12 protein-coding genes and 3 pseudogenes are annotated in these 15,869 nt (G+C 48.7%); 5 read left to right on the top strand and 10 right to left on the bottom strand.

Translation table 11 applies throughout. The annotated features are described in order from the left end of the window. Positions 1-246: 246 nt before the first annotated feature. The 3 genes from FEK47_RS02670 to yedE all read right to left on the bottom strand — a co-directional run bounded on the left by FEK47_RS02670 (position 247) and on the right by yedE (position 2,276). Positions 247-651 carry a DUF1398 domain-containing protein gene (locus tag FEK47_RS02670; RefSeq protein WP_130218640.1) on the bottom strand — a complete coding sequence of 135 codons (405 nt, stop codon included), beginning with the start codon at positions 649-651 and terminating at the stop codon, positions 247-249. Between the two features lie 189 nt (positions 652-840). Next, positions 841-1,074: a sulfurtransferase-like selenium metabolism protein YedF gene (gene yedF / locus FEK47_RS02665; RefSeq protein ID WP_000790504.1), complete on the bottom strand. Its 234-nt coding sequence runs from the start codon at positions 1,072-1,074 to the stop codon at positions 841-843. Beyond that, positions 1,071-2,276 (bottom strand): selenium metabolism membrane protein YedE/FdhT, encoded by a 1,206-nt coding sequence (yedE, locus tag FEK47_RS02660; protein ID WP_130208577.1) that lies wholly within the window; start codon positions 2,274-2,276, stop codon positions 1,071-1,073. Before yedE ends, yedF begins: the two co-directional genes overlap by 4 nt. Before the next feature lie 185 nt (positions 2,277-2,461). Here yedE and yedD point away from each other — a divergent pair, with 185 nt between their 5' ends. Then, positions 2,462-2,875: a lipoprotein YedD gene (gene yedD / locus FEK47_RS02655; protein ID WP_064529329.1), complete on the top strand. Its 414-nt coding sequence runs from the start codon at positions 2,462-2,464 to the stop codon at positions 2,873-2,875. 120 nt (positions 2,876-2,995) lie between these two features. Here yedD and amyA read toward each other — a convergent pair. From amyA to fliD, 4 genes and pseudogenes are all read right to left on the bottom strand, one after another. Then, a pseudogene (gene amyA, locus FEK47_RS02650) lies at positions 2,996-4,484 on the bottom strand (alpha-amylase). A 70-nt stretch (positions 4,485-4,554) separates the two neighbouring features. Continuing rightward, positions 4,555-4,953 (bottom strand): flagella biosynthesis regulatory protein FliT, encoded by a 399-nt coding sequence (gene fliT, locus FEK47_RS02645; RefSeq protein ID WP_130257635.1) that lies wholly within the window; start codon positions 4,951-4,953, stop codon positions 4,555-4,557. Beyond that, positions 4,953-5,363 (bottom strand): flagellar export chaperone FliS, encoded by a 411-nt coding sequence (fliS, locus tag FEK47_RS02640; RefSeq protein ID WP_130208571.1) that lies wholly within the window; start codon positions 5,361-5,363, stop codon positions 4,953-4,955. Before fliS ends, fliT begins: the two co-directional genes overlap by 1 nt. A 15-nt stretch (positions 5,364-5,378) precedes the next feature. Beyond that, complete coding sequence (gene fliD / locus FEK47_RS02635) at positions 5,379-6,794, bottom strand: flagellar filament capping protein FliD (RefSeq protein ID WP_130218648.1); 1,416 nt, start codon at positions 6,792-6,794, stop codon at positions 5,379-5,381. A 246-nt stretch (positions 6,795-7,040) separates the two neighbouring features. Between fliD and FEK47_RS02630 the strand changes: the two genes are divergently transcribed. The 4 genes from FEK47_RS02630 to tcyJ all read left to right on the top strand — a co-directional run bounded on the left by FEK47_RS02630 (position 7,041) and on the right by tcyJ (position 10,873). Continuing rightward, positions 7,041-8,351 carry a FliC/FljB family flagellin gene (locus FEK47_RS02630; protein ID WP_135487637.1) on the top strand — a complete coding sequence of 437 codons (1,311 nt, stop codon included), beginning with the start codon at positions 7,041-7,043 and terminating at the stop codon, positions 8,349-8,351. A gap of 317 nt (positions 8,352-8,668) precedes the next feature. Next, positions 8,669-9,388: an RNA polymerase sigma factor FliA gene (fliA, locus tag FEK47_RS02625; RefSeq protein ID WP_064529323.1), complete on the top strand. Its 720-nt coding sequence runs from the start codon at positions 8,669-8,671 to the stop codon at positions 9,386-9,388. 45 nt (positions 9,389-9,433) lie between these two features. Continuing rightward, positions 9,434-9,985, top strand: coding sequence for a flagella biosynthesis regulatory protein FliZ (fliZ, locus tag FEK47_RS02620; RefSeq protein WP_130208735.1), 552 nt, complete (start codon positions 9,434-9,436; stop codon positions 9,983-9,985). Positions 9,986-10,072: 87 nt separating this feature from the next. Continuing rightward, positions 10,073-10,873, top strand: a complete 801-nt coding sequence (gene tcyJ, locus FEK47_RS02615) for a cystine ABC transporter substrate-binding protein (RefSeq protein WP_130218652.1) — start codon at positions 10,073-10,075, stop codon at positions 10,871-10,873. A gap of 21 nt (positions 10,874-10,894) precedes the next feature. Here the strand turns inward: tcyJ and FEK47_RS02610 are convergent. From FEK47_RS02610 to FEK47_RS25295, 3 genes and pseudogenes are all read right to left on the bottom strand, one after another. Then, a pseudogene (locus tag FEK47_RS02610) lies at positions 10,895-11,145 on the bottom strand (integrase core domain-containing protein); the annotation flags it as partial. 11 nt (positions 11,146-11,156) lie between these two features. Continuing rightward, positions 11,157-15,131 carry an autotransporter outer membrane beta-barrel domain-containing protein gene (locus tag FEK47_RS02605; protein ID WP_138183089.1) on the bottom strand — a complete coding sequence of 1,325 codons (3,975 nt, stop codon included), beginning with the start codon at positions 15,129-15,131 and terminating at the stop codon, positions 11,157-11,159. Between the two features lie 438 nt (positions 15,132-15,569). Beyond that, positions 15,570-15,704: pseudogene (locus tag FEK47_RS25295) on the bottom strand (integrase); the annotation flags it as partial. Between the last annotated feature and the right edge of the window lie 165 nt (positions 15,705-15,869).

Genomic DNA, 15,869 nt, shown 5'->3' with positions numbered 1-15,869 from the left:
CAGAATGCCCATCGAGTGATGGGCGGGTACGGGGTATGACACACCGGGAGATCTACGGTGAACGATGATGCTTGATGATGCACCCTGCCTGCTGTCTGGCGCGCGCCAGGGCTTTCTTTGTCATCAACGAAAAATACATGGTCACAGGCATGAACATGAAGCCGTTAGTTAATCGCTATTTCAGAACCGTTCATTGAAAATTTTATTAATAACCAGCCACTGTCAGACCTGAGCTGGCGAGAACAGCTAAATAAGTGGTTTGTTGTTCTCGATATCTTCAATATATAAAAGTGTATTATCGATAGAATAGTAACGCCGCTTATTATCACCGACGTCAGTAACCCACCGAAAAACACCAGCCTTTGCAAGCGTTATACAATATTCCCGAAATGTAGACCGTCTTGAAATGTGAGTTCGGGCTGCTTTTTTGACTTGCTCAGGATCCTTGATGGCACTGACTTTTAAAAGACTTCTGCTTCCTCTTATTAACAAAACATTGTCATCGTGCGTGACGATCCTGATGTTATCTGTGGCAAGATAGTAAATATAATGCGCAATATGATGACGTTTTAACTCAGCATAAAACCAGGAAAAATTTAGCTCCGTTCTCACTTGCTCAAACATCTTTTGAAAATTAGCAACCTGATCCATCAGGGAAATAATCTCTCGTCAGTTGTGAGGGAGAGTAGTTTGCATGATCGGTGTTATTCCTTCAATCTGGTCCGATCACTTAATGCTGTGTCTGTGTGAATGAATAATAATTCAACTGTGGTACGGAAAATAGACAACGGAGTATTCGTAGCAAGTGACTCCCGCTGCCTGAAACAGCGGGAGAAAAGATTACTTCTGAATTAAATAACGAATGGTCGGCCCGTCTTGCTGAATATCCAGTACCGTATAGCCGTGATTACGCGCATCCAGCGGAATATTGTTAATCGACTGTGGACAATCGCTGACCACTTCGAGGATCTCGCCTTTTTTTAACTGCGGCATAGCCTCAAGGGTTGCAACCGCCGGGTAAGGGCAGGGCTCACCCACCATATCAAGACGGTAATCAGGAACGATATTTTTCATGCGATCTCCTTAGCTGTCTGCGGCGCCGCACGGCGGAAGAAGCGTTTTTCCCAGCCGATAATCAGCATCAGCGCAGCGAACAATAGTAAATATGTCACCAGCAGGCCGCCCATTGGACCAAAGGTTTTTAGCAGGTTGATTTTGTCCCAGTCGGTTGCCAGTGCCGGGGCGAAATCATCCCAGTAATACGCCAGAATCGTGGAGCCAATAACGTTGCCCAGACCGACCCACCAGTAATGCACCTGGCCTTCCACCGCGCGGTACATCCATCCCGTTTCGCAGCCGCCCGCCAGCACAATACCAAAACCAAACAGTAATCCACCAATTACCGCGTTCGGACCCGCCCACATGATTTTAGGTTCTACGCCTAACTGTACATAACTGAAAATCCCGATGGCACTTACCGCCATACCGAAAATGATCGCTTTCGCCATGTGGGTTCGTCCGGTGATCCACATGTCGCGGAACGCCGAAGTAAAGCAGATTTGTGCACGTTCTATCAGTAAGCCAAAGCCGACGCCAAACAGCATCGCCAGCCCCAGCTTTGGTTGGTTCATCGCCGTCAGCAGCGCCCAGCCAAGCATGCCGAAAAAGACCAGCATCCCGAGACGAAAACGGCGCCGCGCCTGATCTGGTTTCTGCGTCAGCGGTGAGGCGGCAGAGACTTTCTGCATTTTCACGGGGATACGAAAAACAGGCAGCAGGGTAAAGCGCGCGCCAAACCATGAGCCGATGGCGGTGGCGATGGCAAAGAACCAGGCGTGCAGCGAGAACTGAGGAATGCCGGTAAAGAATGCCGCCAGGTTACAGCCCATCGCCAGACGCGCACCAAAACCAGCAATAATCCCGCCAATAATGGCCTGCATAATGCGGATACGGCTACGCGGCATGCGCAGTTTGACGTTGTTGGCCCATAATGCCGCGGCAAAACAGCCGCCGAACATACCGAGAATCATCATCCCGTCAATGCGGGTTAATGGCGATCCTTCCAGATGGATAATTTTAAAATAGCCCCACTCTTCAGCATGGACGCCAAACAGTTGCAGGAGCTGACCGCCCCAGCGGGTAAATTCACCCGTAACTGCCCAAAAAGTGCCGGTAATGCCAAAATAGTAAGTGGAGAGAATACCCGCCGCGATGACCGCAGGGATTGGCGCCCAGAATTTAATCAACCAGGCTTGTTTGAATTGCTGCCATGACATGTATGTAGCCTCTGAACTCAGAAGGTTTAAACAAGAGTCGCGAATCATACATCAGGAGAATTTATTTGCGTGGCAATAATTCACAAAAATAATAGTTAGATCAAATTTCTCTTTGGGCCTGGAAAGGCTGGCAGCGTCAGGGCTTTAATGCCACAATCCACTTTTCTTCTCATGCAGGACGAATGATGAAAAAACTCGCAATTGCAGGCGCACTCATGTTGTTGGCGGGCTGTGCCGAAGTCGAAAACTATAATAATGTTGTAAAAACCCCCGCGCCAGACTGGCTGGCAGGGTACTGGCAGACCAAAGGGCCGCAACGTGCGCTGGTCAGCCCGGAAGCGATTGGTAGCCTGATTGTCACTAAAGAGGGTGATACCCTGGATTGCCGTCAATGGCAGCGAGTGATTGCGTTACCGGGTAAGCTGACGCTGATGTCTGATTCTCTCACTAACGTTACTGTGAAACGTGAGCTGTACGAGATTGAGCGTGACGGTAACACTATTGAGTATGATGGCATGACGATGGAACGCGTGGCTCGTCCGACGGCAGAGTGTGCCGCCGCGCTGGAAAAAGCGCCGTTACCGACGCCGCTGCCGTAATGAAATTCCCCTGGCCCAGGGGGATTTTCATGTCAAAAAAAGTGCCCGATACGCAAGCTTATCGGGCCTGGAACTGTAACGGCGCCGCAATAACGATGCGTGTATTGTCAGCGATCGGTTTTAAATCACCTCTTCGATAACCCAAACGCTGACGCTGCCGCCGTTGCAAAAAAAAAGTCGCTTCGCCATTTTCATCGGTAACTATGCTCTCTTGTCGATTACCGAGGAAATCGCGCCAGGTTTTATTGCCATAGTTCTCCCCCAGATTAATCGTCTTTTCGCCATCGTCACCGTTCGACATAACCACAACGCAGCCAGGATATTCATCGGTGCCACTGCGACTAAACGCAATGCAGTTCGGATGATCGAAAAATAGCGTCTGTACACCGTGGGCAAAACGCTGGCGGGCGAGGATTAGCTCATCAAGTTGTTCGATTATTGGCATATCGATTGGATAGGTTTGACCGTCACCGCCGACATCTTCGTAATGAGCCCCGTACAGATCAGGGTAAAACACCGAAGGCACGCCATTTTCCCGTAGCAAAATAAGGGCATAAGCCAGCGGCTTAAACCACGGCTCCACCGGAGCTTCAAGGGCTTGTAACGGCTGGGTGTCGTGGTTGGCGACCAGCGTCACAGCGTGGAAAGGATCGACTTCAACCAATGTGCCGCTAAAAATCTCAGTCATATCATAATCACGCCCCATACGAGACGCTTCGTGGAATTTCATCTGCAGCGGTGCATCAAACAGCATGGTTTTACCTTCCACCTGGTCAATATACGTTTGCAGTTTCTCGACCTCGCGCGACCAGTATTCCGCCACAATAAATAGTGGTTTCGGCGCAACTTCTTGCACATGCTCTATCCACTCTTTATAGAACCACGCCGGAATATGTTTTACCGCGTCGAGACGAAAACCATCGCACTGAGTTTGTTCCATTACCCAGCGCGCCCAGTATTTGAGCTCTTCGGTGACGGCATGGTTACGAAAATCGATATTTTCGCCCATCAGATAATCGAAATTGCCTAATTCATCATCGACCTGATCATTCCAGCCTTCGCCAGTGTAATCGTTGACGATTTTAAAGATGCCATCTTCATGCGGGTTTTCGATATGGTCGATACCGCTAAAACATTTGAAGTCCCATATAAATTGTGAATATTTTCCGGCTCGTGCAGGGAAGGTGTAACGGGTCCAGCCTTCGCATTCGATAATTTCATCATCAATTTGCGTGCGACACTCTTCGTTAACTCGTTGAACGCGAATCGCTTCTTTTTCGTCGGCACCCATTTTGTGGTTCACCACCACATCCAGCAGTACGGCGATGTCGTTGCGTTTAAGCGCGTCGATGGCCGCCAGCAATTGCGCTTTATCACCATATTTCGTCGCGACAGTGCCTTTTTGATCAAACTCGCCTAAATCAAATAAATCATAGGAATCGTAGCCGACAGAATATCCGCCCGATGCGCCTTTATAGGCAGGCGGCAGCCAGACCATATTGATACCAATATCATTTAAACCGTCGGCGCGCTCGGCAAGCTCGGGCCAGAGCTTGCCGCCTTCAGGGTAATACCAGTGAAAGCATTGCAACAGCGTGGGATTACGCATTCTTCGACTCCACATGAGGGGAACATTAGAAGCGTAGCCGTAATCAGGTTATTCGCGAGTAATCCCACTTTTATGCTTTGCCAAAATTCAGATGGGGAGAAAAATTGACGATATTCTCCTGCGGCGCCAGTACGTAGCCGCCCTGGTCGCCGTAAGCACTTAATACGGATTTTTGCATCGATGACTGACCAACCAGCTTCGCCAGCTCATCCATTCGCACCTGCAATAACTGCTTAACGTTGCTTTCGTTGTCCAGGACGAGGCGTAGCATCGGTTTGAGTTGTTCCTGCATCATGGCAGAGGGTTCCATTTCTTCCGTCAGGTGCGCGATTTGTTGCACCGCATTCACATAATCCATTTCGCTGGCGATGAGTTCATCCCATCGTCCTTCTGTCGCCAGGCGTAACATGAGCTGGCTTTTTTCGACAAGTTGTTGCCAGGCAAAATACAAGTGCGGTGCATGGTTCATCAGACAGGGTCCTGAATCAAAGAAGGGGAGAGTAAAGTCTCTTTCCAGGCATCGGCAATATTGCGCATCAACGTTTCCACTTCTTCTACTGCGGAGACATCGTTACGCAAATTCGCTTGCAGCAAACGCCTGACCATATAGCTATAGAGCGCAATTAAATTCTGGGTTAATTCATCCTGGCTTTCTTCTTCGAGGCTCACCTTCAGCCCATTCTCAATGATGTTGATAGCTTTCGATAAAGAAACGCCTTTACCTTCCAGGTTGTTGTCCTGCATAAACAGGCGTGCTCTTACCAGCGCACTCAACACGCCGTCAAATAGCATGGTAACCAGTTGCTGTGGACTGGCGCTCATCACGGCGCTCTCAACGCCAATTTGTGCATAGGCCTGCGTGCCTTTTGCGCTGTACATAGTCTCTCCTGAAGATTATTTCGAGCTGCTATTTGAGGTGTCGAATTGCTGTGTCAGATAGCTACTGGTGGAGTTAAGCGAGTTCATTAGCACATCCAGTTGGGTGAACTGGGCTTTGTAGCGCGCCATTAATGTATCGATACGTTCACTGGCAGCGTTGTACTGATCCGTCAAATTGTTCAGTGTTTTGCTTACGCCATCTTTTGCAGCCTGGATTATCCCGGTGGAGGAGAGCCAACTGGTCAGGTTGCTGCTAATGCTGGTGGTTACGCCAGTGCTTTTACCGTCACCAATAAACATTTCACCTACGCCAGCGGCATCTTTCTTCAGGGCTGTTTGCAGCTTGTCGGTCGCTATTTCCAGTTTTCCGCTACTGGCGTCGGTGGTAATACCGATCTGTGCCAATGTTTTATAGGCCGAACTGCTATGCGTATTGGCAAGCAGCGTTTTTAACTGGGTCTGGATGGTGCGCAGCGTGGAGTCACCGAGTAACGCGCCGTTGCTGGAGTCCTGACTTTCTGCCCCGGCATCGACTGCGGTGTATTTTGTTAAGCTGCTGAACGTATCCTGTAACGTGTTATAGGCATCCACCCACGCTTTAACCGCATTTTCAGCTTTAGATGTGTCTTTGCTGATGGTGAGGGTCTGATTACCGGTGGTGACGTCATTCAGGTTGAGAGTGATATCTTCCAGCGCGTCACTGATAGTGTTGCTGCTGTTTTCAATCTCAACGTTATTAACCGTAAGTTTGGCGTTCTGCGCGGTGACGCTTTCAATCATGCCATTACTGCTATCACCCGACGTTCCGTTGTAACCCATAAAACTTTGCAGGGCGCTGTCGCCGCTGACGCTCAGTTTCATGGCGTTATCGCTACCGGTATCATTGGCGGTGATAGACAAACGATACTCGCCGTTACCCACATTGATGATACTGGCGCTGACACCGGCTTTGGCGTTGTTAATTGCATCGCGGATACCAGAGAGTGACGAGTTAGCCGCGCTGATATCAATCGTGACGGGATCTTTTCCACCGCCTTGCTGGATGGTCAGGACGCTATCGCTGGTGGCGATGGCGGCTTTGTTGTCTTTTTGGCTGTTTTGGGTCGTGAGCGTCTGTGCCTGTGCCAGTTGGCTGACACTAATGGTGTATTTTCCGGCAATTGCGCTGCCCGTGGTGGTGGCGCTAAAAGCCGAGGAACTGCTGGTGGTTGAGGTAGCGGTAAATAAGTCGGCTTTATTCAGTGCCGTGTTGGCGGTCTGAAAACTCTCCAGCGCGCTTTTCAGCGTCCCGTAGGCGCTCAGTTTCGCGGTGTACGAGCTTTGCTGTTTTGATATCGGCGTCAGGGTAGATTTTTCTGCCGCCTCAAGACTGTCGAGGATGCTGCTGAGATCCAGCCCCGACCCAACCCCGAGCGTTGAAATACTAGCCATATATATTCCTTAATCATGCGACATGTAGAACGAATACCGGGGTTATCGGCGGAAGCGGGGCAAAGTTTACGATTTATTTTTTGGCTTAATGACACGAACAGCAACGAGGAAGGGGAGTATTTCGACGGCTAGAAAAAAATTCTAAAGGTTGTGAGTGACCAGACGATAACAGGGTTGACGGCGACGAAGCCGAAGGGTGGAAGCCCAATACTTAAACCGTAGAGCTAAAAAACAGGAATAAAAATTATGGCACAAGTCATTAACACCAACAGCCTCTCGCTGATCACTCAGAACAACATCAACAAAAACCAGTCTGCGCTGTCGACTTCTATCGAACGCCTGTCTTCTGGCCTGCGTATCAACAGCGCGAAAGATGACGCCGCTGGTCAGGCGATTGCTAACCGCTTCACTTCTAACATTAAAGGGCTGACTCAGGCCGCGCGTAACGCCAATGACGGTATTTCTCTGGCGCAGACCGCAGAAGGCGCACTGTCTGAAATCAACAACAACTTGCAGCGTGTGCGTGAGTTGACCGTTCAGGCGACGACCGGCACTAACTCTGATTCTGACCTGTCTTCTATTCAGGACGAAATCAAATCCCGTCTGGATGAAATTGACCGTGTTTCCGGTCAGACCCAGTTCAACGGCGTGAATGTGCTGGCTAAAAACGGTTCTATGGCGATTCAGGTTGGCGCGAATGATGGGCAGACCATCTCTATCGATTTGCAGAAAATTGATTCTTCAACGCTGGGATTGAATGGTTTCTCCGTTTCGGGTCAGTCGCTGAATGTTAGCAGTTCCATTACTCAAATTACGGGTGATAAAGGAACGGAACCCTTTGGTGTTGATTTCACTGCTGTTGCGAAAGATCTGACTACTGCGACAGGTAAAACAGTCGATGTTTCTAGCCTGACGTTACACAATACACTGGATGCGAAAGGGGCTGCCACTGCACAGTTCGTCGTTCAATCCGGCAGTGATTTCTACTCCGCATCGATTGATCATACAAACGGTAAAGTCACGTTGAATAAAGCCGATGTCGAATATAAAGACACCGATAATGGACTAACGACTGCTGCTACTCAGAAAGATCAACTGATTAAAGTTGCCGCTGACTCTAAAGGCGCGGCTGCGGGATATGTAACATTCCAGGGTAAAAACTACGCTACAACGGTTACAACAGCGCTTGATGACGACACTGCAGCAACAGCCACAGGGAACAAAGTTGTTGTTGAATTATCTACTGCAACTCCGACTGCACAGTTCTCAGGGGCTTCTTCTGCTGATCCACTGGCACTTTTAGACAAAGCTATCTCGCAAGTTGATACTTTCCGCTCCTCCCTCGGTGCCGTTCAAAACCGTCTGGATTCTGCGGTCACTAACCTGAACAACACCACCACCAACTTGTCTGAAGCGCAGTCCCGTATTCAGGACGCCGACTATGCGACCGAAGTGTCCAACATGTCGAAAGCGCAGATCATCCAGCAGGCGGGTAACTCTGTACTGTCTAAAGCTAACCAGGTGCCGCAGCAAGTTCTGTCTCTGCTGCAGGGTTAATCGCCAAAACCGGACTAACCGATAATGACAGCAAACGCCAAATTGTCTGATGCGCGGCGCTTATCATGCCTACAAGGTGAATCGCAATTAATTAAATTTGCATATTCGTCCAGGCTGGATAAGGCATTTACACAGCATCCAGCAAGATAAAGCGTACCTTGTCAGATCTCTTAACCCCGCTTCCGGCGGGGTTATTCTGCTCGTTATTTACCGATCACCCTAAATAACCGCTTATTTCACCCATTAATCGTCCGATTAAAAAACCTGCAGAAACGGATAATTATGCCGATTACTTATATAACGCAGGGTTGTTTATCGTGAAATCACTCTATACCGCTGAAGGTGTAATGGATAAATACTCGCTGTGGCAGCGTTATATCCCGCTGGTGCGTCACGAAGCATTGCGCCTGCAGGTCCGACTGCCCGCGAGTGTAGAACTTGATGATCTCCTACAGGCGGGCGGCATTGGATTACTTAATGCCGTTGAACGTTATGACGCCCTGCAAGGAACGGCATTTACAACTTACGCAGTGCAGCGAATCCGTGGTGCTATGCTGGATGAACTTCGCAGCCGTGACTGGGTGCCACGAAGCGTGCGACGCAATGCGCGTGAAGTGGCACAGGCAATGGGGCAACTGGAGCAGGAACTTGGCCGTAACGCCACAGAAACTGAAGTGGCAGAACGTTTAGGGATCGAAATCGCCGATTATCGACAAATGTTGCTTGATACTAATAACAGCCAACTCTTTTCCTACGATGAGTGGCGTGAAGAGCACGGCGATAGTATTGAACTGGTAAGTGACGATCATCAGCGCGAAAACCCGTTACAAAAATTACTGGAAAGTAATCTGCGTCAACGGGTGATGGAAGCCATCGAAATGTTGCCGGAGCGTGAACAGTTAGTATTAACGCTCTATTACCAGGAAGAGCTTAATCTCAAAGAGATTGGCGCGGTGCTGGAAGTCGGTGAATCGCGGGTCAGTCAGTTACACAGTCAGGCCATTAAACGGTTACGCACCAAACTGGGTAAGTTATAACTTAAGTAAATGCCGCACATTAATTTTGAATACCAGGAGTTCTTAATAATGATGCAGCACCAGAAAAGGCGGCCATTGAGTCGCTATCTTAAAGACTTTAAACACAGTCAAACCCATTGCGCATTTTGCCGTAAACTACTTGATCGCATTACGCTGGTTCGCGACGGCAAAATAGTGAATAAAATCGAGATTTCCCGTCTCGATACACTGCTTGATGAAAATGGCTGGCAGGAAGAACAAAAATCATGGTCCGCGTTGTGTCGTTTTTGCGGCGATTTACACTGCAAAACGCAGAGTGATTTTTTTGATATTATCGGCTTCAAGCAGTTTCTCTTTGACCACACTGAAATGAGCCCCGGTACTGTGCGCGAGTATGTGGTGCGTCTGCGTCGTTTGGGTAATTATTTAAGCGAGCAAGATATTTCCACCGACCTGCTGCAGGATGGTTTTCTTGATGAAAACCTGGCGCCATGGCTACCCACCACAAGCACCAATAATTACCGCATCGCATTACGTAAGTATCAGTGTTACCAGACGCAAACCCGCGGTGATCTTGCGCAGAATTCCCCCTGCATGTCAGCTTCTGATATATATTAAATAAGAATAAGATGTAGCAGACTTGTTTTTGTGTTTACAAACAATAGCTCTACACTGCAAACCAACAAAACAACATTCGGGGTGAATATGAAACTAGCACATCTGGGACATCAGGCGTTGATGGGCGTTATGGCCGTGGCGCTGGTTGCGGGTATGAGCGTGAAAAGTTTTGCCAACGAAGGCCTGCTCAATAAAGTAAAAGAGCGTGGCACGTTGCTGGTGGGACTGGAAGGGACTTACCCGCCGTTCAGCTTTCAGGGCGATGACGGCAAGTTGACTGGTTTTGAAGTGGAATTTGCCCAACAACTGGCAAAACATCTGGGCGTTGATGCCGCATTAAAACCGACCAAATGGGACGGGATGCTGGCGTCACTGGATTCTAAACGCATCGATGTGGTGATTAACCAGGTCACCATTTCTGATGAACGTAAGAAAAAATACGACTTTTCTACCCCTTACACCATTTCCGGTATTCAGGCGCTGGTGAAAAAAGGTAATGAAGGCACAATAAAAACCGCAGACGACCTGAAAGGTAAAAAAGTTGGTGTTGGTTTAGGCACCAACTATGAAGAGTGGCTGCGTCAGAATGTTCAGGGTGTTGATGTGCGCACCTATGATGACGACCCGACCAAGTACCAGGATCTGCGCGTAGGCCGTATTGATGCTATCCTGGTTGACCGTCTGGCGGCGCTGGATTTGGTGAAGAAAACCAATGATACGCTGGCAGTAACTGGCGAAGCCTTCTCCCGCCAGGAGTCAGGTGTCGCGCTGCGTAAAGGCAACGAAGACTTGCTGAAAGCAGTCAACGATGCCATTGCAGAAATGCAAAAAGATGGAACCTTGCAAGCCCTTTCTGAAAAATGGTTTGGTGCTGATGTGACCAAGTAATCAACGTATTGACTGGCCCCGCTATAAGTTGACAGTTTTTTGTCTGTAAAACGCCTGATGAACGTCATCGGGCGTTTTGTATTTTAGTGCCAGGTGCGGCCGCTCATGGTTATAAATAGCCACGGATTTTTTACTATTTCCCGGGCCTGCAGGACGCGAGTTTTTCAGGAGCCGAGCCCGTTTATTCGTTCAGCCAGCGCATTCTGGTCGCAGTCATAACCAACGGTCATTGAGCAGGTTATCCCGTTTCTCTCATGCACTGACTGATAAAGAGCTACCCGGTTCAGAATGTATACTTCATACCCAGCATGGCAGAGGCGTCGCTGTATCCCTCGTCACCGAGTTGTACACCCACATTGCCCCACAGGTTCAGATGGTCATTTATCTGTCCCTCAACACCGGTTATTACTTCTCCGATATTGCTGGCGCCGTCCTGATGTACCGTCACACCGTTCATGCGAGTGCCAAAATCACGGGTGTTGTGCAGCCAGTTCAACTCAACGAACGGACGGAACTCATGGGATTTGCCGCCGTTCATTGTGTTGTGTCCCTTAATCCAGGTCTTCACGCCCAGACGGGTACCGACGTTACCGTCACCGGTGCTTTCAACACGGGTACCATTGCGTTCGCGGTGCTCATCAGCTTTTACGCCCATCCAGATAACCTGAGCCTGAGGCTGGACATACCATTCGTTCAGACTGCCATGGCTGCCGGTAAACTCACCGGCTTTCCAGGCATAACCGGTTTCCAGTGAGGCTGTCAGACCTTTTGATTTCCAGGATTCCCCCGGCAGTCCGTCACCTTTCACATCGTTATCGAACCAACTGTACTGTGCCCAGCTATCCAGATAAGCCCCGCTATGTGTCTCATCATTAGCATACCAGGTGGCATACAGACCTGTGTTGTATCCTTTCACACTGCCTTTTGAACTGTATCCGGTACGTACAGAATCTGTATTGTTATGGTCATTACCGTAACCAGCCATAACTCCCAGATGCCAGCGGTCAGAGCTGTTCCGGCTCCACTGAGCCAGGTCACCACCCAACTGCAGGACGTAACGGTTACCCTGTGTTTTCAGTTGGCCTGTACCGTCACGCCAGCGGTTGTGTTCCCCTTCATGGTGCATCCACATGCTGGTTTTTTTCTGCTCGCCGGTAATCACATCGGTGTAATGCATCGGCCCCAGGCGTTCATGAAGACGGGATACGAACATGGTGTTTGCGGCAGCCATGTTCGCCGTGTAGGAGCCAGCTTCCGGGCGTAGGTCGTTGTCATGACCATCCGGAGCAGGTTCAGGGGCAGGGGGTTGCATTGCTTTCAGAGCGCGCAGCAGGAACGGCGTGTTTTTACCACTGGTCAGATACCAGTTATCACGGTTGCTTCCCTGACCACGTCCCAGCGTGTAGTCATAAGCCCCGGCGGCAATACGCCCGGCCTGAATAAATTCAGCACTGTCAGCATTTCCGTCGACATGAATCAACTCAATACCGTTTAGTGTCTGTGCTCCGGTACCACCTGCATTTATAACAACCACACGGGTCTGACTGGAAGCATCGCCTCGGATTACCAGTTTGTCTGTTGCGGAGCTGTCATTTCCCAGAGCGGTGTTCATGAGCAGTAAGCCATTATTACCGGTATAGTTACCTCCAATCGTCAGTACATTACCCGGAGCATCGGCTCTCAGGTCAAGAGTACCGCTGTTGGTTACGTTTCCGGCGACACCACCAGAGCCGGAGAGTGTCCCCTGCTGAGCGATGGTGACCTGGCTGTTAGCAAGCATGACAGGTGCATCAGCCTTGCCCAGAATCAGTGTGCCGACAGTGTTAACCGAGCCTGCTCCCAGTCCGTCAGTATTAAGCACCTTCACCATTGCCTTATCTGCGATAGCAATGGTGGCATTCAGGGCGCGGCTGGCACCAGTAATATCGAACACGCCACCGCTGATGTTCAGGGAGCCAGAGCCGATGAGGGTACCTGCAGACAGGCCTCCACCTGTGAGGGTCAGATTACCGCCATTAATGTTCAGTATGGAACCTGCTGCGCTGTTCAGTTTACCTGCGGTCTGGCTGTGACCGTTCATGTCCAGCATGGTGTCAGCTGCCAGGCGAATCTCGCTGGTCTGCCCCAGAGCACTGTTGCTGTTCATGCGGACATTGCCGCCGCGGATGTCTGTTACACCCGTGTAAGTGTTTTGGGAGGACAGAATCAGTGTTCCTTCGCCGGCTTTGGTCAGCGTTTTTCCATCCCAGCCATGAGATAACTGAGCCGCATTGTTATCTGCAAGTCGTACCTTCAGCTCTAACACCGCGCCATATCTCAGGTCAAACGTGCCATATCCATTTCCTGAAGGGTCATTCCACTTCAGGGAAGAACTAACCTCGTTTGCTGTCTGCCCGTTACCACTAAGTGATGTTAAAACATAGTCTTCAGCACCATCACTCAGTAGATTATTATGCTGATAAATATTATTTTCAGAGAGCCCTGTTATGCCCTTGGAGGTCGTCAACAAGCCGTACTCATTTTTCTTCCATATTGTCATGGCAGTATCAACATTAAGCACTGCACCGTTATTGAACTGAATACTTTTGGCAGTTAAATGACTGGAACCTGTACCTATATTTAGCGATGAATCTGTGTCAAATACCGAACTTCCGCTAAAGGTGACATCAGCTCCCGAAACGGAAATATGTGTACCTGTACCCGCACTCAGATTGCCTTTTATCTCAGAGCTGGCGGAGTCTTTATTTGTAATGGACAGAGAATTACCATCAGCATTATTTTCAACATTATTCAAAACAATATCACCTTGAATGGTAGAACCGGCGTAGAGATTCAACGAGTTAGTTCCACCATTCAGAGATATTGCGGTATCACAATCTTGCCCTCTGTTACCCGGTATCCCTCCGTAGAAGGCCATGTTGCCTCTACCGTCCTCTCCTCCACTACCAGGCAAAATCCTACCATGATTATTTATCGTAATATCACTCCCGGATATAGCAGTACCACCATTACCTCCGTTGCCACCATTACCTCCGGCACCAGTTTTATTATTATCAAGGGAACGCCCTCCATCGCCACCATTACCACCAGTACCGCCATTTCCACCAATAATATTTCCATAATTATTTATTTCCATATTATTTCCAGATATGGCAATTCCCCCGGTGCCACCAATACCACCAGTACCACCAGAACCAAGGGGCGCTGAGTCAGTGTGATCATATTCATCTGTACCACCTTCACCACCTTCACCACCAGTGCCCCCCTGTCCGCCAGTTATATCTCCCGTATTATTTATCTTAATATTATTACCATATATAGCAGACCCTCCAATACCACCACTACCACCGGTACTCCCATTAATATTCGGAACGGTAGAAAATTCGACACTACCTTCACCACCGCGAGCACCATCCCCCCCTTGGCCACCTGTAATGTGATTATTATTTGTTATCTCCATATTATTTCCGGATATGGCCGTGCCTCCATTCCCTCCTGTGCCGGCAGAAGACCCCCATACCGCCCACCAGGCACCACTACTACCTTGCCCGGCAGTGATGTTTCCGTTATTGCTTATTTGAAGATTATTGCCAGATATGGCCGTCCCACCAACAGCAGGAGTCCCAGTTAAACCACCGCTCTCATCGCCATAACCACTGGCTCCAGGCATACCGCCATCGCCACCTGTAATGCTTCCGTTGTTCGTAATGGTAAGATCATCTCCGGAAATAGCGGTACCTGCTTCACCTCCATCGCCCCCGCCATTACCATAACCTCCCCACCCCCCCTTACCACCGGAAATATCACCATAATTAACAAGAGTAAAATTATTTCCAGTAATAGCTGTACCGCCCTGGCCTCCTGCAGCGCCCTTCATAGTATGATCATCATCATGACCAGCCCATCCGCCTTCACCGCCACTAATGCGAGTTCCGCTGTTAATTGTCAGGATATTTTCATCCTGTAACGAACCGGGTACAACATTAACAATGAGAGCATCTTCACCGGCTTCTCCATCATCACTACCCAACCTATCCTGCGGGCCATCAGCACCAATGATATGTTCAGATATTTCAGCAGGGTTTCCTTCAGAAAGAGTAACTTCCTTTTTAGCTCCCAAAGCAGGCTGAATGGCCAGAGTGGCAGATATAAGGCTGAATAGTAATGTTGTCTTCATTCCCTCTTGTGTTACGCCGAATGTTTTTCTGTTTTTTATATAGACATAAAACTTTTCTTTTTTATTAATTTTGATTTTCACAAAAGCTCCAATTTCTTGTTTAAGAATGGTGGGTTAAATGTTTTGGCTGTGTAAATGCCATTGAGAAATAATATGTATTATCTAATCATCATACAAATGATCGATGCGAGCATTATTGCAAATAAACAGAAAAAATCCATCTCAAGCAATCAGGTTGATTTTTTTTTGACGAGTAATTTGAAATTGTAATGTTTTCTGGATGTTAGTTTGTTTATTGATTGGTGTAATTTTAGATAGTGAGTGTTTCTCTGCTTTTTTATAAGAAAAGTGCCTGAAAATATCGTCATGGAATATAATATTTTTATCCTAAAAACAGACCTGGATATAAATAATAATTAATGCAGAGATAATGATTGCCATATTAATGAACGGGTATGGATAACCAGGCTTGATCAACCTAAAATACCAGGAGAAGTTATCCCCGTAACCAGGGGACATCAGATTTTCTGCTTTATGGACATAAGCAGCCTTTACACCGTTACGTTCCTGATGACCCATCGGACATTCAACAGTATCACGGGACCACAAATCTGATTCTATTAACACACTATCTGCTATCGCCCGGTATCCATGGGTACTACAGTTGCCATATGCTCAACGAAAGACTGAGAAAAACGCTAAACTATGAATCATCCGCAGATCGGTTCAACCAGTGTGTTGCATCCCTCGGTTGAGCTCACAGCCAGGAACGTGTCAACGCTACTCTGGGCGGGGCATAATGACAAAAAAGGGCGCTTT

Source organism: Escherichia sp. E3659 (assembly GCF_005781135.1).
Taxonomy (GTDB): domain Bacteria; phylum Pseudomonadota; class Gammaproteobacteria; order Enterobacterales; family Enterobacteriaceae; genus Escherichia.
Note: the sequence above shows the minus strand (reverse complement) of the source record. Positions and strands in the feature narration are given on the sequence as shown.

Bases quoted from the DNA above. Each gene is read 5' to 3' on its own strand.
- FEK47_RS02670 (WP_130218640.1), bottom strand. From the start codon at position 651: ATGGATCAGGTTGCTAATTTTCAAAAGATGTTTGAGCAAGTGAGAACG.
- yedF (WP_000790504.1), bottom strand. From the start codon at position 1,074: ATGAAAAATATCGTTCCTGATTACCGTCTTGATATGGTGGGTGAGCCC.
- yedE (WP_130208577.1), bottom strand. From the start codon at position 2,276: ATGTCATGGCAGCAATTCAAACAAGCCTGGTTGATTAAATTCTGGGCG.
- yedD (WP_064529329.1), top strand. From the start codon at position 2,462: ATGAAAAAACTCGCAATTGCAGGCGCACTCATGTTGTTGGCGGGCTGT.
- fliT (WP_130257635.1), bottom strand. From the start codon at position 4,953: ATGAACCATGCACCGCACTTGTATTTTGCCTGGCAACAACTTGTCGAA.
- fliS (WP_130208571.1), bottom strand. From the start codon at position 5,363: ATGTACAGCGCAAAAGGCACGCAGGCCTATGCACAAATTGGCGTTGAG.
- fliD (WP_130218648.1), bottom strand. From the start codon at position 6,794: ATGGCTAGTATTTCAACGCTCGGGGTTGGGTCGGGGCTGGATCTCAGC.
- FEK47_RS02630 (WP_135487637.1), top strand. From the start codon at position 7,041: ATGGCACAAGTCATTAACACCAACAGCCTCTCGCTGATCACTCAGAAC.
- tcyJ (WP_130218652.1), top strand. From the start codon at position 10,073: ATGAAACTAGCACATCTGGGACATCAGGCGTTGATGGGCGTTATGGCC.